21 protein-coding genes are annotated in these 17,311 nt (G+C 72.2%); 8 read left to right on the plus strand and 13 right to left on the minus strand.

All coding sequences use genetic code 11. The annotated features are described in order from the left end of the window. Nucleotides 1-4: 4 nt before the first annotated feature. The 4 genes from egtD to egtA are packed head-to-tail and all read right to left on the minus strand — an operon-like array spanning nucleotide 5 to nucleotide 4,265. Nucleotides 5-970: an L-histidine N(alpha)-methyltransferase gene (egtD, locus tag FLL47_RS32685; RefSeq protein WP_144126477.1), complete on the minus strand. Its 966-nt coding sequence runs from the start codon at nucleotides 968-970 to the stop codon at nucleotides 5-7. Beyond that, nucleotides 967-1,701, minus strand: coding sequence for an ergothioneine biosynthesis protein EgtC (gene egtC / locus FLL47_RS32690; protein ID WP_144126479.1), 735 nt, complete (start codon nucleotides 1,699-1,701; stop codon nucleotides 967-969). The genes egtD and egtC overlap by 4 nt, the downstream gene beginning before the upstream one ends. Further along, nucleotides 1,701-3,002, minus strand: coding sequence for an ergothioneine biosynthesis protein EgtB (egtB, locus tag FLL47_RS32695; RefSeq protein ID WP_144126481.1), 1,302 nt, complete (start codon nucleotides 3,000-3,002; stop codon nucleotides 1,701-1,703). The genes egtC and egtB overlap by 1 nt, the downstream gene beginning before the upstream one ends. Nucleotides 3,003-3,044: 42 nt before the next feature. Beyond that, entirely contained in the window at nucleotides 3,045-4,265 is a 1,221-nt protein-coding gene (gene egtA, locus FLL47_RS32700) for an ergothioneine biosynthesis glutamate--cysteine ligase EgtA (protein WP_144126522.1), read from the minus strand. A 244-nt stretch (nucleotides 4,266-4,509) separates the two neighbouring features. Between egtA and FLL47_RS32705 the strand changes: the two genes are divergently transcribed. Further along, the gene (locus FLL47_RS32705; protein ID WP_144126483.1) at nucleotides 4,510-4,698 is read left to right on the plus strand and encodes a hypothetical protein; all 189 of its coding nucleotides are present in this window, start codon (nucleotides 4,510-4,512) and stop codon (nucleotides 4,696-4,698) included. Nucleotides 4,699-4,850: 152 nt separating this feature from the next. On the opposite strand, the gene FLL47_RS45235 is transcribed toward FLL47_RS32705, so the two are convergent. Both FLL47_RS45235 and FLL47_RS32715 read right to left on the minus strand, forming a co-directional pair. Next, nucleotides 4,851-7,151, minus strand: a complete 2,301-nt coding sequence (locus tag FLL47_RS45235) for a fibronectin type III domain-containing protein (RefSeq protein WP_222106300.1) — start codon at nucleotides 7,149-7,151, stop codon at nucleotides 4,851-4,853. A 90-nt stretch (nucleotides 7,152-7,241) separates the two neighbouring features. After that, the gene (locus FLL47_RS32715; RefSeq protein WP_186316041.1) at nucleotides 7,242-8,174 is read right to left on the minus strand and encodes a sulfite exporter TauE/SafE family protein; all 933 of its coding nucleotides are present in this window, start codon (nucleotides 8,172-8,174) and stop codon (nucleotides 7,242-7,244) included. Nucleotides 8,175-8,397: 223 nt separating this feature from the next. On the opposite strand from FLL47_RS32715, the gene FLL47_RS32720 reads away from it, so the two are divergent. Together FLL47_RS32720 and arfA are read left to right on the plus strand one after the other, a co-directional pair. After that, nucleotides 8,398-8,967 (plus strand): hypothetical protein, encoded by a 570-nt coding sequence (locus tag FLL47_RS32720; protein WP_144126487.1) that lies wholly within the window; start codon nucleotides 8,398-8,400, stop codon nucleotides 8,965-8,967. A 117-nt stretch (nucleotides 8,968-9,084) separates the two neighbouring features. Beyond that, nucleotides 9,085-10,602: an arabinosylfuranosidase ArfA gene (gene arfA, locus FLL47_RS32725; protein ID WP_144126490.1), complete on the plus strand. Its 1,518-nt coding sequence runs from the start codon at nucleotides 9,085-9,087 to the stop codon at nucleotides 10,600-10,602. Between the two features lie 116 nt (nucleotides 10,603-10,718). On the opposite strand, the gene FLL47_RS32730 is transcribed toward arfA, so the two are convergent. The 3 genes from FLL47_RS32730 to FLL47_RS32740 are packed head-to-tail and all read right to left on the minus strand — an operon-like array spanning nucleotide 10,719 to nucleotide 12,681. Next, nucleotides 10,719-11,705, minus strand: a complete 987-nt coding sequence (locus tag FLL47_RS32730; RefSeq protein WP_144126492.1) for an aldo/keto reductase — start codon at nucleotides 11,703-11,705, stop codon at nucleotides 10,719-10,721. Between the two features lie 25 nt (nucleotides 11,706-11,730). After that, entirely contained in the window at nucleotides 11,731-11,916 is a 186-nt protein-coding gene (locus FLL47_RS32735) for a hypothetical protein (RefSeq protein ID WP_144126494.1), read from the minus strand. Between the two features lie 27 nt (nucleotides 11,917-11,943). Then, nucleotides 11,944-12,681: a CBS domain-containing protein gene (locus FLL47_RS32740; RefSeq protein ID WP_144126496.1), complete on the minus strand. Its 738-nt coding sequence runs from the start codon at nucleotides 12,679-12,681 to the stop codon at nucleotides 11,944-11,946. Nucleotides 12,682-12,830: 149 nt separating this feature from the next. Between FLL47_RS32740 and FLL47_RS32745 the strand changes: the two genes are divergently transcribed. Further along, nucleotides 12,831-13,061, plus strand: a complete 231-nt coding sequence (locus FLL47_RS32745; protein ID WP_246158953.1) for a DUF6158 family protein — start codon at nucleotides 12,831-12,833, stop codon at nucleotides 13,059-13,061. Nucleotides 13,062-13,146: 85 nt separating this feature from the next. Here FLL47_RS32745 and FLL47_RS32750 read toward each other — a convergent pair whose 3' ends face one another. After that, nucleotides 13,147-13,386, minus strand: coding sequence for a hypothetical protein (locus tag FLL47_RS32750; protein ID WP_144126498.1), 240 nt, complete (start codon nucleotides 13,384-13,386; stop codon nucleotides 13,147-13,149). Nucleotides 13,387-13,502: 116 nt separating this feature from the next. Between FLL47_RS32750 and FLL47_RS32755 the strand changes: the two genes are divergently transcribed. Further along, nucleotides 13,503-14,249 carry a hypothetical protein gene (locus tag FLL47_RS32755; RefSeq protein ID WP_144126500.1) on the plus strand — a complete coding sequence of 249 codons (747 nt, stop codon included), beginning with the start codon at nucleotides 13,503-13,505 and terminating at the stop codon, nucleotides 14,247-14,249. A 223-nt stretch (nucleotides 14,250-14,472) separates the two neighbouring features. Here FLL47_RS32755 and FLL47_RS32760 read toward each other — a convergent pair whose 3' ends face one another. Both FLL47_RS32760 and FLL47_RS32765 read right to left on the minus strand, forming a co-directional pair. After that, nucleotides 14,473-14,952, minus strand: a complete 480-nt coding sequence (locus tag FLL47_RS32760; protein ID WP_144126502.1) for a GNAT family N-acetyltransferase — start codon at nucleotides 14,950-14,952, stop codon at nucleotides 14,473-14,475. Between the two features lie 51 nt (nucleotides 14,953-15,003). Next, nucleotides 15,004-15,249: a DUF5522 domain-containing protein gene (locus FLL47_RS32765; RefSeq protein WP_144126503.1), complete on the minus strand. Its 246-nt coding sequence runs from the start codon at nucleotides 15,247-15,249 to the stop codon at nucleotides 15,004-15,006. 58 nt (nucleotides 15,250-15,307) lie between these two features. On the opposite strand from FLL47_RS32765, the gene FLL47_RS32770 reads away from it, so the two are divergent. Further along, complete coding sequence (locus tag FLL47_RS32770; protein ID WP_144126504.1) at nucleotides 15,308-15,811, plus strand: O-acetyl-ADP-ribose deacetylase; 504 nt, start codon at nucleotides 15,308-15,310, stop codon at nucleotides 15,809-15,811. A gap of 22 nt (nucleotides 15,812-15,833) precedes the next feature. Here the strand turns inward: FLL47_RS32770 and FLL47_RS32775 are convergent, their stop codons facing one another. Beyond that, on the minus strand, nucleotides 15,834-16,388 hold the full coding sequence (locus FLL47_RS32775; protein ID WP_144126505.1) for a GNAT family N-acetyltransferase: 555 nt from the start codon (nucleotides 16,386-16,388) through the stop codon (nucleotides 15,834-15,836). A gap of 122 nt (nucleotides 16,389-16,510) precedes the next feature. Here FLL47_RS32775 and FLL47_RS32780 point away from each other — a divergent pair, with 122 nt between their 5' ends. Together FLL47_RS32780 and FLL47_RS32785 are read left to right on the plus strand one after the other, a co-directional pair. After that, on the plus strand, nucleotides 16,511-16,768 hold the full coding sequence (locus FLL47_RS32780) for a helix-turn-helix domain-containing protein (protein WP_144126506.1): 258 nt from the start codon (nucleotides 16,511-16,513) through the stop codon (nucleotides 16,766-16,768). Nucleotides 16,769-17,184: 416 nt separating this feature from the next. Further along, the coding region (locus tag FLL47_RS32785; RefSeq protein WP_144122074.1) for a hypothetical protein at nucleotides 17,185-17,311 on the plus strand (127 nt) is incomplete at its 3' end.

Raw genomic sequence — 17,311 nt, forward strand, 5'->3', positions numbered from 1 at the left:
CGGGCTACTCCACGGCCCGCGCCAGCGTCACCGCGAAGCGGCCCTGCGGGTCGGTCCACCAGCGCGCCGCCTGGAAACCGGCCCGGGTCAGCTCGGCCTCCACGCGTACCCGGTCGAACTTCGCCGAGACCTCGGTGCGCAGCTCCTCGCCGGCCTTGAAGTCCACTTCCAGGTCGAGCGCGGGCACCTCCACCCGCATGTCCCGGGTAGCCCGCAGCCGCATCTCGATCCAGTTGTGCCTCGGGTCCCAGAGCGCCACGTGCTCGAACGCGGTCAGGTCGAAGTCGGCGCCCAGGTTGCGGTTGAGCACCCGCAGCACGTTCAGGTTGAACTCCGCGGTCACCCCTGCCGCGTCGTCGTACGCCGCGACCAGCATCTGCGGGTCCTTGACCAGGTCCGTGCCGAGCAGCAGCCACTCGCCCTCGTGCAGCACGTCGCGCAGCTCCTCCAGGAATGCCGCCCGTTCCACCGGGGGCAGGTTGCCGATGGTGCCGCCCAGGAACACCACCATCCGGCGCCCGCCCTCGGGGATGCGGTGCAGGTCGTGGCTGAAGTCGCCGACGATGCCGTGCACCTCCAGGTCGGGGTAGTCGCCGTCGATCGCCTTCGCGGCCGAGCGCAGCGCCGTCTCCGACACGTCCAGCGGCACGAACTGGGCCAGCGTGCCCGTGTCGTGCATGGCGTCCAGCAGCAGCCGGGTCTTGTCCGACGACCCGGAGCCCAGCTCCACCAGCGTCTTCACGCCGGTCTCCTGGGCGATGTCGACCGCGTGTTCGGCCAGCACCGCGCGTTCGGCCCGGGTCGGGTAGTACTCGGGCAGTTGCGTGATGCGTTCGAACAGGTCACTGCCGTACGCGTCGTAGAACCACTTCGGCGGCAACCACTTCGGGGACGAGGTCAGCCCCTCGCGGGCGTCCTCGCGCAGCTGCTCACTCAGGTCGTCGGGTGTGAGGTACACGTCGAGCTTCATAATTCCTCCACGGTGTACGTGGCCGGGTGCGCCACCACCAGTCGGCGGTCGGGCACCTGCACCCAGCCGGGGTCGTCGTCGAAGGGTTCGGAGGCGACCACCACCCGCCCGGGCGAGTGGTGCACCGCCAGCGCATGCCCGTGGGTCGTCGCGTACGCCTTGTCGCCGTCGGTGAGCAGCAGGTTCAGCCGGGAACCGTGCGCGGCAGCGCTCACCTCGGCCACCGTCGCGCGCAGCGCCTCGGCCGGGCCGTAGCCGGCGCGCAGCCGGTCGCGCACCAGCGTCCAGACGAACGCCGCGTCCGTCGGCGCGTCCATCGTCATCAGATCCGTCACCGGCAGCCGCTCGGCCAGCTTCGCCGCCGTGTCCGGCCAGCCCGCGACGAAGCCGTTGTGGCTGAAGAACCAGCCGTCCCCGCTGAACGGCGCGCAGGCGTCGTCGGTCACCGTCAGGCCGGGCGTCGCCGAGCGCACCGCCGCCAACACCGAGCCGGTGACCGTGACCCGGGCCAGCGCGGCGAAGTTGCGGTCCGTCCAGATCGGCACCGCCCGCCGGTAGCGCACCGGACCGGCCGGGGTGTACCAGCCCGCCCCGAAACCGTCCACGTTGATCGTCCCGCCGCCGCGCATGTCGCGGGGCGCCCAGGACTGGTGCTGCAGCCCGTACGGCGGCTCCACCAGCAGCGCCGCCAGCGGCACCGGCGGACCGAGATAGACCAGGTGGCGGCACATCAGTCGGCCAGCTCCCCCGGACGCGGATCGCGGGCGCAGCGGAAACCGCTGAAGATCTGCCGCCGGATCGGGTAGTCCCAGTTGCGGAAGGTGCCCCGGCAGGCCGCCGCGTCGGTGCCGAACGAGCCGCCCCGCAGCACCCGGTAGTCGTCACCGAAGAACACTTCCGAGTACTCCCGGTACGGGAACGCCCGGAAGCCCGGGTAGCCGCCGATCGGCGAGCTGGTCCACTCCCACACGTCGCCGATCAGCTGGTGCACGCCCGCGGGTGAGGCGCCCGCCGGGTACGCGCCGACCGGCGCCGGCGACAGGTGCCGCTGGCCCAGGTTCGCGTGCTCCGGCGTCGGATCCTCGTCGCCCCACGGGTAACGGCGCGAGCGCCCGGTCGCCGGGTCGAAGCGGGCCGCCTTCTCCCACTCCGCCTCGGTGGGCAGCCGCCGCCCCGCCCAGGCCGCGTAAGCGGATGCCTCGTGCCAGCTCACGTGCAGCACCGGCTCGTCGCCGACGATCGGCTCCCGCCGCCCGAACCGGGTGTACGTGCCGTCGCCGTGCCAGTGCCCCGGGCCGGTCAGCCCGGCCTCCTGCCGGTGTGCCCAGCCCTGCGGGCTCCACCAGCGCGGGTCGTCATACCCGCCCGCATCGATGAACGCCTGGTACATCGCGTTGGTGACCGGCGCGCGGTCGATGAAGAACGGCGGCACGTCGACCACGTGCGCGGGCCGCTCGTTGTCCAGCGCCCACGCCTCCAGCGAGGTGCCCATCTCGAACGGGCCGCCGGGGATCAGCGCCTCGCCCGCCACGATCGCCCGTGACGGCGGGGGCGGCTCGGCGACCAGCACCGGGTCACCGGTACGCAGCTGGTGGGTGGCCAGCATGGTCTCGTCGTGCTGCTGCTCGTGCTGGATGATCATGCCGAAGGCGAAGCCCTGCTCCACCAGCGGCCGGCCCTCCAGCTCCACGGTGTCGAGCAGGTCCAGCACCTTCTCGCGCACGGTGCGCACGTAATCCCGCGCCTCGGCGGGCCCCAGCAGCGGCAGCTGCGGCCGGTCCCCCCGCGGGTGCTTGAACGCGTCATAGAGCTGGTCGATGTCGGCGCGGACCGGCTCGCGGCCGCCCACGTCGCGCACCAGCCACAGCTCCTCCTGGTTGCCGACGTGCGCCAAGTCCCATACCAGCGGCGACATCAGCCGCGAGTGCTGGCGCACCAGGTCGTCGTCGTCCACCGCGTCGGTCAGCCCGACGCTGCGCTGCCGGGTCCGGGCCAGTTCGGCAGCGGCCCGCTCCCGCAGTCCGGTGCTCATGGCTTCACCTCGCTCCGCTCGTCGGCGACGCAGTCCGGGCGATCATCTGACGCCCCCTTCGCGTAGTCGCCGTGCCACCACGTCCCTCACCGCCTCGGCGGTCGCGGGCGGCAGGTCGGTGTGGTCCAGTGCGGCGCAGGCCAGGTCCAGCAGGGGCGGGGCGACCGCGGCGATCGCCGGGTCGGTCAGGCCGTGCCGGGCCGCCTGCACCCAGCGCCCCGCCGCCGGGGCGGCCAGCGCCGCCGCCGCGTCGACGGTCTCCTCCCGGGCGAACAGCGCGACCAGCACCGCGACCGGAACGGCCCAGTCCATGCCGGACTGCATGTCCAGGTATCGCACCTCGAAATAGCCGCGCGCCCGCACCGGTGGGAACAGCGTGCTCAGGTGGTAGTCGAGGTCCGCATAGGTCGGCCCCGGGGGGAGCGCGCCGTCGATCCAGTCCGCGAACGTGACCCCCGGCGGCACCTCCCACGAGCCGTCCCGGCGTACGCACAGCAGCGGTGTGTCCAGCACCCGCCGCGCCCAGCCGGCCACCGGATCGGCGTCGTCGGCGGGCGGGCCGTTGCGCATCGGGTCGGCGGCGAGGCAGGCCCGCATCCGGGCCGACGCCCAGCCGGTGTCGACGCCGGCGTGGCGGGCCGAGTTGGCGAACGCGGCGACCAGTGCCGGGCCCACCGCGTGCAGCGCCCGCCAGCGCGGCGCGACCCGCTCGGGCAGCCCTGCGTCGAGGCACACCTGCACACTGGCCGTCCCGCACATCCACTGCCTGCCGTACGGGCCGAAGCGGTCGAAGACGCGCTCCATGATCGCGTACCGCGGGGTGTCGAGGATGCGTCCCGGCCGGCGGTGGGCGTCGCAGCCCCGCCCGTCCAGTGCCAGGCCCGCGTTTTCGAGGAGGCCGGTCAGCTGCCGAAGATCCGCCGTGGTGGCGTCGAGCAGCCCGGCAAGGGAGTCACTGGTATCGGTGGAGATCTCCACCTGCCCGCCCGGTTCGAGGGTGACCCGGCCGCCGTACGGCAGCGGGGTCTGCGGGCTGTCCGGCACCAGACTGCGCGGGGCGTGCTCGCCCAGCGCCGAGCCGAGTGCTCCCGGATCGACCGGCCGTGCCGGATCGTCCAGGTGGTGCGTGGTCCACTCGAGCTCGATGCCCACCCGTCCGGGCGGCCCGGTCTTGAAGCACACCTTGGCCACATAACCCTCGGCCTCGGCCCGGTCCGCGATCCGCACCCCCGCGTCCCGCACCATCTCCCGCTGCACCACCACATTCACCCCCGCCCATCACCACCGGTACGTGAGACCGCCCAACCTACTCCCCCAACCCCACCCCCACCCCATGATTCCCCCTCACTCACCACCCCCCTTCCCCGTTGATCATGAACTTATGGCACGGCTCGACGGCGTGTCGTCGCCCTAACTTCATGATCGATGCTCGGCGGGTTCGGCGGGCTGCCGGTGGGATTCCCCGATCAGGCGATCTCGAACCCTCGGGCGGGCGGACAATGACCACATGCAGCCCGAACCCCGCGAATCGCCGAGCCTGGACGAGGTGCTCGCCGAGGAGGCCGACTTCGCCAGCGAGCACTCGCGCACCAATACCAGCGAAGCGGTCAGCGCCGGCGAGGACCTGCACTCAGGTCCCGACACACCACGCGGCCTGGGCGGAATGGACATGAAACGCCTCCGCCTCCTCGACTGACCGATCGGCCCCCAGGCCGCGACCCATCGCGTTGATCATGAAGTTAGGGCGACGACACGCCGTCGAGCCGTGCCACAAGTTCATGATCAACGCGGGGGAAAGGGTGAGCCCCGCCGGGCCGGGGGGCCGGGCGGGGCTCGGTGGGCGGGTGGCTACGGGAGGGCGTTGAGGAAGGGTTCGTGGGAGTTGCTGAACTCCCAGTTGTAGTAGCGGTCCCAGTTGATGGACCACGTCATCAGGCCGCGGAAGTCGGGGCTGGTGCCGCCGCGCAGGGTGTAGCCGCCGCAGTTCTGGTTCTTGACCAGGCAGTTGACGGCCTGCTGGACCTGGGCGGGGGTGGTGTAGCCGCCGCCGGCGCTGACCGCGGCCGGCACGCCGAACGCGATCTGGTCCTCGCGGAGCGCCGGGAACGTGACTCCCGTGTTGGCCACCGGGAAGCCCGCGGCCAGCATGTCGGTCATGGCGATGTGGAAGTCCGCCGCGCCCATGTTGTGGTACTGGTTGTCCAGCCCCATGATCGGGCCCGAGTTGTAGTCCTGCACGTGCAGCACCGTGATGTCGTTGCGCAGGGCGTAGATGACCGGCAGGTACGACCCGGCCCGGTTGTCGCAGCCGCTGCAGGTGCCGCCGTAGAACTGGTACCCCAGCTGCACGAAGAACGTCTCCGGCGCCATGGTCAGGATGAAGCCCGAACCGTAGCGCGCCTTCAGCGTGCGCAGCGCGGAGATCAGGTTGACGACGACCGGGGTGGTCGGGTTCCTGATGTCGCCGTCACCGGCGTTCAGGTACAGCGAGTGGCCCTCGAAGTCGATGTCGAGGCCGTTCAGGCCGTACTTGTCGATGATGGCGCTGACCGAGTTGACGAACGCGTCGCGGGCGGCGGTCGACGTGAGCTGGACCTGCCCGTTTGCGCCGCCGATGGAGATCAGCACCTTCTTGCCCTGGGCCTGCTTGGCCCGGATCGCGGCGATGAAGTCGGCCTCGCTCTCCACATTGGGGCACTCGGCCACCGGGCACTGCCGGAACCGGATGTCACCCGAGGTCGCCGAGGTCGGCTCGCCGAAGGCCAGGTTGATGATGTCCCACGAGGACGGCACGTCGGCCATCCGCAGGTATCCGGATCCGTTGGCGAAGCTGGCGTGCAGGTAGCCGATGAGCGCGTGCTTGGGCAGCCCGGTGTTGACACAGCCCGTGGTGGTCGCGCCGACCGCCCCGCTCTTGGCCGACTCGCCGGAGGCGTTGTACGCCGCGACCGTGTAGCTGTGCGCCGAGCACACGGCCAGCCCGGTGATCGTCGTCGAGGTGCCCGAGACGGTGGCCCGCAGGGTCGTGCCCTCGTACACCCGGTAGCCGGTCGCGCCCGAAGACGCGTTCCAGGACAGCGCGATCGACGTGTTCGTGACCGTGCCGACGGCCAGGCCGCCCGGCGTCGGCGGCACCGTGCTGCAGCCGGTCGTACTGGCGCTGACCGCCCCGCTCTTGGCCGACTCGCCGGAGGCGTTGTACGCCGCGACCGTGTAGCTGTGCGCCGAGCACACGGCCAGCCCGGTGATCGTCGTCGAGGTGCCCGAGACGGTGGCCCGCAGGGTCGTGCCCTCGTACACCCGGTAGCCGGTCGCGCCCGAAGACGCGTTCCAGGACAGCGCGATCGACGTGTTCGTGACCGTGCCGACGGCCAGGCCGCCCGGGGTCGGCGGTACGGAGGTGCACCCGGTGGTGGTCGCGCTCGCCACGGACGTCTTGGCGGACTCGCCGGTGGCGTTGTACGCCGCGACCGTGTAACTGTGCGCCGAGCACGCGGCCAGGCCCGTGATCGTCGTCGAGGTGCCGGTGACGGTGGCGCGCACGGTCGTGCCCTCGTACACCCGGTAGCCGGTGACCGTGCCGCTGGACGCGCCCCACGACAACGCGATCGAGGTGTTGGTGATCGTGCCGACCGACGGATTGCCCGGCACGCCGGGCACGCCGGTGCCGCCGGGGCCGTCGAGGCTGATGTCGTCGGCGAAGTAGGTGCCCTGGCCGTACCAGCCGTGCGTGTACACCACCACGCTGGTCTGCGACGCGCCGGTGGCGAACGCCACGCTCAGCTGCGTGAACGCGGCCGCGCCGGGGGTCCAGGTGGACGCGCCGCCGTCGACACCGAGGTACACGTAATTGCCGCGGACCCAGCCCGTCAGCGAGTACGCCGTGTTCGGCTGCACCGCGACGGTCTGGCTGCACTTGGCGTTGTCCGAAGCCGACGCCGCGCCCTGCAGTGCCTTGGTGCCGGTGCGCACCGGGCTGCTCACCACGGAGCCGAGGCCGCCGGTGCAGCTCCACGGGGAAAGTGTGCCGGTCTCGAAACCGGGGTTGGCCAGCAGGTTGGCCGCCGAAGCCGGGGTGGCGACGGCGAGGACGCCGACCGCGACCAGCAGCGACAGGGCGGCGGCGAGTGAGAGTGGTCTTCTGGTCACGGGCCCTCCTCCAAGGATGGATGGCCCTGATTATTAACTCTCTTAACTGTTAATGTCCATGCCAGATTGATGAAGCTCCACAACGGACCGTCAGGCCAGCAGCGCCGTGGTCGCCACGCCCACCCCGACCACGATCACCGCGGACGACGTGACCAGCGGCAGCAGCCGCCAGGCGCGGTGCGACATCCAGGCGCGCGGCGCCCGTTCCAGCCGGTCGCGCATCCGGGTCAGCAGCAGGCCGACGCCCAGCAACGACACCGCCATGCCCGCTCCGTACGCCGTCACCAGCAGCACGCCATACCAGGCCCGCCCCAGCGCCACCGCGCCCAGCAGCACCACCACCGCCGACGGGCTCGGCATCAGACCGCCCGCGAGTCCCATCGCGACGATCCCCCGTCCGCCCGGCCGCCGCGCGCCGTGCCCGGCGCAACCGCCGTGTCCGGCGGCACCGTGCGCATCATGCGCGTCCGCGACGGGTGTGTGGCCGCCGTGCCGGTGCCCGCCGGCCCTGTCCCGGTCGCGCCAGGCCCGGCGCAGCAGGGACAGCCCCACGGTGACCACCAGCGCCCCGCTCAGCACGGTGAGCAGCGTGTACACCCGGTGCGGGACGAAATGCAGCCCGGCCGCCAGCATCACCCCCAGCACCAGTACCCCGGCGGTATGGGTGAGCGCGACCGTGCCCGCCACCGAGACCGCCTGGCGCAGCGAACCGCGCTCGTTCACCAGGTACGTCGCCATCAGCAGCTTGCCGTGCCCGGGGGCCAGCGCGTGGCCCGCACCGAGCGCGAGAGCGACCCCCATCGCCGGCACGGCGAACCCCGGCGTCAGCTCCTGCCGGCCGACCAGCCCGGCGAACTCGGCCGTCAGCCGCCCGAGCAGCAGTCCGTGCTCGTGGCCGTCGTCCGCGAGGCCTACGGCCCCGCCGCCGGTGTCCCCGGTCGCCCACCAGACGGCCACTCCCACGCCGACCAGCCCGGCGACGACCGCCAGGACCGGCGCGGCACGCAGGCCCCGACGCGCCATCCCCGCAGGATCCGTCATCACCCGCCCTCTCGCTCTGCGGGCTCAACGGGGGACATACCGGCACAGAAACGGCTGCCGATCGTGGTATCACGCGCCCGTTTTAGGGGGTCTAGTCCGTGATCGTGCGTATCCGGGGCAGGCGATCCGCGTTGACCATGTGGTGCCGCAGCCCGGCCAGCCCTCCTACCCGCCGCCCACCCGGACGGCCAGAGAAGGACGACCCATGCGTATGTCCCGAGTGCAGTCCCGCCCGGCCTGCCTCGCCGCCCTCGCGACCGCGGTCACCGCGATGCTGGTGGCCTCCGTGATGTTCCTGTTCGTCGCGCCCGGACACACCGCCGGCCCCGACGACCGCGGCAAGCACCGCGGCTACGGCACCCACAGCCCGTCCACCGCCCCCAGCGACGGCCCGTCCCAGTGGCCGTCCGACGGCCCGTCCGAGGCACCGTCCCAGTGGCCGTCCGACGGCCCCTCGGAATCGGCGACCCCGTCGACCGGCGTGTCCGGCGCCCACCACGACGGCGACGACGATGACGATGACGATGACGGCGGTGACGACCACAACGGCGGTGGCGGCGATGACGATGACGACGAGCTGCCGCGAACCGGCGTCTCCGGTCCGTCGACGTCGACGCTGGTGCTGACCGGCGTCACCGTGCTGCTGCTCGGCGCGGGCGCGCTGTGGCTGGCCGCCGCGCTGTCCCGCCGCCTCGAAGGCACCCGCTTGAAGGCACAGGCGGCCGGGGCCGTCGCGGCCCTGCGCCGCCGCCCCAGCCCGCGCCCTCGCGACTGAGCGCACGGCAGGAACCGGCGCAAGGGGCGGCGGCCGGCACAGCCGGCCGCCGCCTGTCGTAGACCGATAGTTTCGCGGCGGTGGACGGGGCGCGCCGGGTGCGCGAAGCTGGCCGTCATGCCCGCACCCTGTACCGCCGAGGTCTTCCTCGACCCGCACTTCACCACCGGTGAGGTCGACCCGCTGCTGTTCGGCTCCTTCGTCGAGCACCTCGGCCGGTGCGTGTACACCGGACTGTTCGAACCCGGCCACCCCGCCGCCGACGCCACCGGCCTGCGCACCGACGTGCTGGCGCTGATCCGCGAGCTGGGCGTGACCATGGTCCGTTACCCGGGCGGCAACTTCGTCTCGGCATACCGCTGGGAGGACGGGATCGGCCCGGCCGACCTGCGACCGCGGCGGCTGGACCCGGCCTGGCAGTCGATCGAGACCAACCGGTTCGGCCTCGGCGAGTTCACCGCATTCACCCGGGCCGCCGGCGTGGAGCCGATGATGGCGGTCAACCTCGGCACCCGGGGCGTCGCCGAGGCCGGCGAGCTGCTGGAGTACTGCAACCACCCGCGCGGCACCACGCTCTCGGACCTGCGTGGCGCGCACGGCGCGCCGGAGCCGTACGGCATCCGGCTGTGGTGCCTGGGCAACGAGATGGACGGGCCGTGGCAGGTCGGGCACAAGACCGCCGACGAGTACGGCCGCCTGGCCGCCGAGACCGCCCGGCTGATGCGGATGATCGACCCGTCGGTGCGGCTGATCGCCTGCGGCAGTTCCGGATCGGGCATGCCGACGTTCGGCGAGTGGGAGTCGACCGTGCTCGCGCACGCATACGACCAGGTCGACTACCTGTCCCTGCACGCCTACTACGACCCGGACGCCACCGACCAGGCCTCGTACCTGGCCAGCGCCCAGGACATGGAGCGGTTCATCACCGACGTGATCGCCCTGTGCGACGCGGCCCGCGCCCGCCACCGCGCGACGAAGCGGCTGTCGCTGGCGTTCGACGAGTGGAACATCTGGTACATGTCCCGGCAGCGGCCCGGCCAGGGCGAGTGGCCGCGAGCGCCGCGGCTGCTGGAGGACGTGTACACGGTCGCCGACGCGGTGGTACTGGGCAGCCTGCTGATCACGCTGCTGCGCCACTGCGACCGGGTGACCGCGGCCTGCCTGGCGCAGCTGGTCAACGTCATCGCGCCGATCATGACCGAGCCGGGCGGGCCCGCCTGGCGGCAGACCACCTTCCACCCGTTCGCCCAGGCCGCGCGGTACGCCCGCGGGCAGGTGCTGCAACTGCACGTGGTGTCACCGACGTACGAGACCCCGAAGTACGGCGACGTGCCGCTGCTGCACGCCACGGCGGTGCACGGCGAGGACGGCGTGCTGACCGTATTCGCGGTCAACCGCGACCCGGCGGCGAGCCTGCCGCTGACGCTGCACCTGGGCGGCTTCGTCGCGGCCGCGCCGGTCAGCCACTCGGTACTGGCCGACGCCGACCCCACGGCCGCGAATACCCTGGCCGAACCCGACCGGGTAACGCCCCGGGACCTGGCCGGGACTGCGGTCGTGAACGGACGCCTCACGGTCACCCTGCCGCCGCTGTCCTGGAACGTGATCCGGCTGCCGGTCGCTTCTGTCCGCTGACCGTCGGCGCGCACCGCCCCCCGCCGGGACCATTGCCGCAGGTGGCGACCGCCTTGGTGTTAAGAAGGGCACCTTCTACAACGCATAGCGATGTGAAGGTGCCCTTCCTTTGCTTGTTACCAGCGGTGGTGGATCTGGGGGCGGATCAGGTCGTCGTAGACCTCGGTGACGACGCGGAGCTGGTCGGGCAGGAGCGCGGGCAGGTCGGCGGCGGCGGCGTTGGCGCGGGCCTGCTCCGGGTTGCGGGCGCCGGGGATGACGACGCTGACGCCGGGCTGGTCGATGATCCAGCGCAGCGCGAACTGGGCCATGGTCGCGCCGGCGGGCACCACGGGGGCCAGGCGGCGCACCGCGGCCAGGCCGGTGGCGAAGTCGACGCCGGAGAAGGTCTCGCCGACGTCGAACGCCTCACCGTGGCGGTTGTAGGTGCGGTGGTCGTCCGCCGAGAACGTGGTGTGCTCGTCGTAGCGGCCCGACAGCAGGCCGCTGGCCAGCGGGACCCGGGCGATGATGCCGACCCCGGCGGCCGCGGCGGCGGGCAGCACCCGCTCCAGCGGCTTGAGCCGCAGCGCGTTGAAGATGATCTGGACGGATGCCACGTTCGGCCGGGCGATCGCGGTCAGCGCCTGGTCGCAGGTCTCCACGCTGACGCCGTACGCCCCGATGCGCTTCTCCTGCACCAGGGTGTCCAGCACGTCGTAGACGGCGTCGTCGGAGTAGACCCCGGTCGGCGGGCAGTGCAGCTGGACCAGGTCCAGCGTGTCCACGCCGAGGTTGGCCCGGGACCGGTCGTTCCAGGCCCGGAAGTTGTCCATGCGGTAGTTGCCGGGTTCCTGGGCGACCCGGCGGCCCATCTTGGTGGCCACGGTGATGCCGTGGCCGGGGCCCCGCTCGCGCAGGAACCTCCCGATCAGGGTCTCGCTGCGGCCGTCGCCGTACACGTCGGCGGTGTCGATGAAGTTCACGCCGGCGTCGACCGCGGTGGCGAGCACCGCCAGGGCGTCGTCCTCACTGACGCTGCCCCAGTCCGCGCCGAGCTGCCATGCGCCGAGCCCGACCACGCTCACGTTCCGGCCTGTCCGGCCGAGGATTCGCTGCTGCACCTCGACAGCCTACGGCCGGCGGCGGTCAGCTCCGGTCCCGGCTGTGGCGCGATGCCGTGGTGTTCGCCTTCTCGATGGCGCGGGCCAGCTCGGCCTTGGTCATGTGCCAGCGCCCGGTGACGTTCAGCTTCTTGGCCACGCCGAGCAGCTGCTCCTTGGTCTGGTTCGACTGGTAGCGCAGCTTGCTGCGCATCTCCCGTTGGATCGGCATCGGGGCCTCCCGCTCCTTCGATCCTGCCTACACGATCCCCAGCGTGCCGTCGCGGGGACGCTCGGGCCCCTCCACCTCGGCGTTGAACTCGTAGCGCCGGTTGATGTCCGGGGTGTCGTCATATTCGTAGATCAGCGCGTTGACCACGTCGATCACGCCGGGAACTCCGCGCACCAGGCGCTCGGCGATCTGGGCGGAGCTGCGCCGGCCGGTGCCGCCGGTCAGCGTCACCACGCCGTCGTCGACGACCGCGTCGATCTCGGGCGGCTGTACGAAGAGCATGCCCTGGATGATGTCGTGCACCACGTCGTGCCGGATGGCCTCGTCCGAGCGGCGGTACGTGCGCAGCAGGTCGCGCCGCGACACGATGCCCACCAGCATGCCCTCGGCGTCCACCACCGGCAGCCGCTTGAGCTGCTCGTCCTCCATGATCCGGGCAGCGGCGACGACGGAGGCGTCCGGCGCGACGGTGATCACCGGGGTGGTCATCAGGTCCTCGGCCTGGTCGCCCTCGGCCTTGGCCCGCGCCACGGCGCGGCGTCGCCGCTCGAACAGGTGCCGCTGCGGTTCCTCGCCGCTCAGGGCCAGCTTGTGCAGCAGATCGGCCTCGGAGACGATGCCGACGACCGTGCCGCCGGGATCCAGCACCGGCACGGAGCTGATCCCGTGCTCGGCCAGCCGGTCGATGATCTCCTTGTACGGCGTCGCGGTGCCCACACTGACCACCGGTGCGGACATCACCTCCCGCACGGTCCGCACCGTCATCGGCGTACCCCCTCATTCGACCGGTGTGACCCACCCGCGCAGGCCAGACTGGAGAGGTGAGCCACCGCGGCCGGTGGGTACATGCCCACTGTGATCGTACCGAGCCGGACGTGCCCGTCCGGCCCGGTTGACCCACCCGGAGGTGCATGATGAGGTCCGACGTGGCCGACCGCAGCGGTATACCGGCCGCCGCGCTCAGTAACCACGAGCTGTCCCGCGAGCTGGCGTCGCTGCACCGCACCCGGCACGACACGTTCGTGCACGGGTCGGACAGCGCGCTGGCCAATCATGATCAGCGCAGCCGCGAGCTGGAGCTGGAGTACCTGCGCCGGTTCCCCGAACGTGATCCCGACCCGCGGCGGCTGCGTCCCGCCGAGTGACGACGGCGGCCCGGCCGGCCACCTCGCCAAACAAAAAGGACGAACTCGTCCCTTTTGGACATGAGACGAGGGGTGTCCGAACCGGTCAGTGCCCGGTGAAGAGGACCTTCACCCGGTGCTGACCCTGCTGCACCGTGGACCCGGCGCTCAGCCGGCCGGCGAGGGTGTCGGCGGCGTCACGGGAATCGGCGGCGTGCTCGGCATCGCGCTGCTCCGGCCAGCGCAACTCGTCACGTCCACCACCATTCGGGTCAAGCGGACGAACACGGCTGACCACGACAATCCACTTGCCGGCGGCCGCCTTTCGCCTCCTCCACCAGAACATCTCTGCCTCCGTCTCCCCAGGCGCCGAGTGCCCACCGTACCGTGGCGCGTTTAAACGAACAGCCCTCGGTCGCGGGGTACGTTGGGAGACCGACCAGCCTCACTGGGGAGGGCAAGGTGACAGGCCTTTTCGCTTCGATAGGCGTCGACCTCGCCCGGGAGAACCTGCGGCAGTTCACGATGTCGGTCGTCACCGCAGGCGTCGCGGTGACCCTGTCCCGCCGTTTCTGCGACCACGTATGGACCGACGCCTCCGGCGCCCGGGTGGTGGCGCGCGCCCGCTGGGGCCGCATCCACCACATGCAGCCCTCACTGGCCGGCGGCGCGGTGGCGGTCGCCTGCGAGAACATCCGGCTGATCGACGACCGCACCGCGGTCATGGACCTGCTCGACGAGACCGACGGTGGCCTCGTCTGCCCGGTCGCGGTGCACCTGGAGGACCACACGGCGCTACACGTCGCCGGCGGCGGGCTGGCCCGCGGCCAGGTGACGCTGTCCGCCCTGGCCGAGGCCGTCGAACTGGGGCCGTCCGCGGACGGCCCCTCCGAAACCGCCCCGCGTGGCCTGGTCTGCGACGACCTGGTCCGCCCCGGACTCGCCGAGCCGGGCTGGACGCCCACCGCCCGAGCCCGCCTGCACGGCACGGTCCGCCAGGCCGAACTGCGCACCAACACCCTGACCGGCGAACCCTTCCACTGGCTGCGCCTGCGCGTGCATCCCCGCATCGACATCGACGTGGCGGCCCCCGCCTCGACCCTGCCCGCCAGCCCGGCCCCCGGCGTTTCCCTGCGCGCCCGCGCCGTCCTCACCGGTCGCCTCGACCTGCAACCCGACACCCTCAAGAAAGGAAGGGCACCTTCTTGATGCCGACCCCGGGAGACCTCGGCCGATACAGTCCGGGACCTGTCTCACCATGCAGAGACAGGTCCCGCCTGACGCCTGAAGGTCGTGCCCAGCGTGGTTGCGCCGCGTCCGGGGACCTCGTGGGACCCGGGCACGGCGCGGCTGAGATCTGGCGCCATCATCACACCCGGCGGTCACCGGCGCGTCCCCCGTCCGACCATGTGCGGACGGGCTTCGGGCGAGGTCACCGCCGACCGGTGGCCAGCCGCAGCGCGGTGTGCGAGACCGGCGCGAAGCCCAGCGCCCGGTAGAGCGGCTCACCGTCGGCCGTCGCCCGCAGATCGACCGTCGACACCCCGCGTCGCGCGAACCAGCCCAGCAACGAGGCCATGCAGGCCCGCGAGAAACCCCGGCGGCGGTACGCCTCGTCCGTCACCACGTTGTACACGTACCCGGTCCGCCCCGACGGATTCGCCGGCCCGCCCAGCCGCAGGTCGATGGTGCCCACCGCGCACGCGGCCAGTCCCACCCCGTCCGGCACGTCCACCACGTACGCCGCCATCGTCGGCTCCGGCTCCGCCAGCCGCGCCTGCAGCATCGCCAGCGCCTCCTGCTGCCACGGCCCCGGCTCGACCGGCTGCCCCGCCATCGCGCCGAGCATCACCGCCCGCAGCCTGACCAGCTCCGCCACATCCCCCGTCACCGCTCGCCGCGTCTCGATCACGACCCGCAGGGTAGTGGGAATGTCGTACGGTGTCCGACCCCGCCCGCCCGGTCAGGTCACGTACGGGCAGTGGCGGCAGCCGCGGGTGCAGCAGAAACCCCGCTCGGCGAGGAAGCCGGCACTGAGCACGAACAGGCCGGAGGACGGGTCGAGGTAGCCCGGGGTGCCGTCGCGCAGCGCCTCGGCGTGCCGGGCCAGGATCTCGGCACGGCCGGGGTGGTCCTCGCGGAGCCGGGACGGATGCGGTTCGTCCAGCTCACGCGGTGCCAGGGGCCATCGTTGCCCGGATGCGGCCATCCGGCGACGATAGCGTGCGGCGCGCGGCCCATCGACCGCCGGTGACATCATCGACACCATGCCAGCCATCGAGATCGTGCTCGGCGACATCACTGCCGAAGACGTCGACGCCGTCGTGACCGCGGCCAACGAATCGCTGCTGGGCGGCGGCGGGGTCGACGGGGCCATCCACCGCGCGGCCGGCCCGGAACTGGCCCGGGCGGGCGGGGCGATCGCGCCCTGCGACCCCGGCGACGCCAAAGCCACTTCCGCGTTCGACCTGGACCCGCCGGTACGCCACGTCATCCACACGGTCGGCCCGGTCTGGGAGGGCGGGACGTACGGCGAGGACGAGACCCTCGCCTCCTGCTACCGCCGCTGCCTCCAGGTGGCCGACGAGCTGGGCGCAGGCAGTGTCGCGTTCCCCGCGATCGCCACCGGCGTCTACGGCTTCCCGCCCGAGCGCGCGGCCCGCATCGCGGTGGCGACCATCCGGTCCACCCCGACCCGGGTGCAGCGCGTACGCCTGGTCGCCTTCGACGCCACCGCCCGCGACCTGCTGCTCGACGCGCTGAACGGATGAGCCTCGGCGGCACGGGCTGCGGTCAGGCCGGCTCGTCGGCGGCCACGCGGGCGAACAGCAGCATGTCGCGGCGCACCCCGCCCAGCTCCATCCAGCTGCGCAGCAGGCCCTCCCGCCGGAATCCGGCGCGCTCCGCGGTGCGCACCGAGGCGGTGTTCCACGGCTCGACATGCAGGTGCACCCGCGGGATCGCGAGGTCGGTCAGCGCCCAGCGGGCCACCGTCGCCAGCGCGTGCCCGGCCGCGCCGCGCCCGCGACCCGAGGGCGCGATCCAGTAGCCGGTCGCCGCCCGGCCCTCGGCCATCTCCGTGAGCCACAGCCCGATCTGGCCCACCGCCCGGTCGTCGGCACGGTCGGCGATCGCCAGTGAATATCCGACGCACTCCCGTGCCCGGTCGTGCTGGCGCTCGACGAACGCCAAGCCCTCGGCCTCGCTGTACGGCACCGGCACCGAGCTGATCACCGGGATGTACGGGTCCGCGGCGCCCTCCTCGATGAGCGGCAGGTCGCCGGTCCGGAACGGGCGCAGCAGGAACGGCCCTGCGTCGAGCTCGGGGATCACCAGTCCGTCGGTCACCGCGCGAGTCTGCCATCCTCGACGGTCCGCCGCAGCTCACCCGAGCCCGGACCAGCCCGTGTGACCGGCCCCGTCGCATGACCGGACCGGTTTGGTCGGCGGGCGGCCCTAGGCTCGGGGGCATGGTGAGGGTGACCCGGCCGGTGGCGGTGGAGCTGCTGTCCCACCTGCGGCGGGCCCGCGACCACATCGACCGCCACCATGCCGAGGCGCTCGACCTGGACCGGCTGGCCCGGGTCGCCGGAGTGTCCAAGTTCCACTTCGTCCGCAGCTTCGAGGCGACGTACGGGGAGACGCCGATCCGCTACCTCACCCGCCGCCGCATCGAGCGGGCCCAGGACCTGCTGCGCCTGGCCAACCTGACGGTCGCGCCCCGCTGAAGCGCCGCAGCGACCAGGTAAAGAATGTTTGACATGGACCCGGCCGTGCGTTCATGTCGACCTGGCGACCGCGTCAGGTGCCGGCCCGACCCGCAGCTGTCGTCATGGCCGACCGGGTGCACCGGCCGCCCCGTACGTGCACCACTCGCAGGCTGTGTGGTTCCTCTCAGCGGCCGACGTAGGCGCGATCCGAGATCCACCATTACCCTACTCATGGGATTGCGCTGATCACGACGTTCTACCGCGTCCCGGACGACGTGTACAGCCGCCTGTCGCGCGGCCACCCTGCTGCCGGGCAGACCGCACCACGGGCGACGGCGTGACTTCCGTGACACGGTGATGCGCGCCTCCGTCCCAGCGGACCCGCCAGCCCGCCGCTTCGTGGCACGGAAACGGCCCCGAGAAAGAAAGTAGCTATGAAGATCTGTGTGGTTGCCCTGGGAAAGATCGGCCTCCCGCTCGCGGTGCAGTTCGCCGCCAAGGGCCATGAGGTCATCGGCGCCGACGTCTCCGAGCGGGTCGTCAGCCTGGTCAACGACGGCG

Source organism: Catellatospora sichuanensis (assembly GCF_007483665.1).
Classification (GTDB): domain Bacteria; phylum Actinomycetota; class Actinomycetes; order Mycobacteriales; family Micromonosporaceae; genus Catellatospora; species Catellatospora sichuanensis.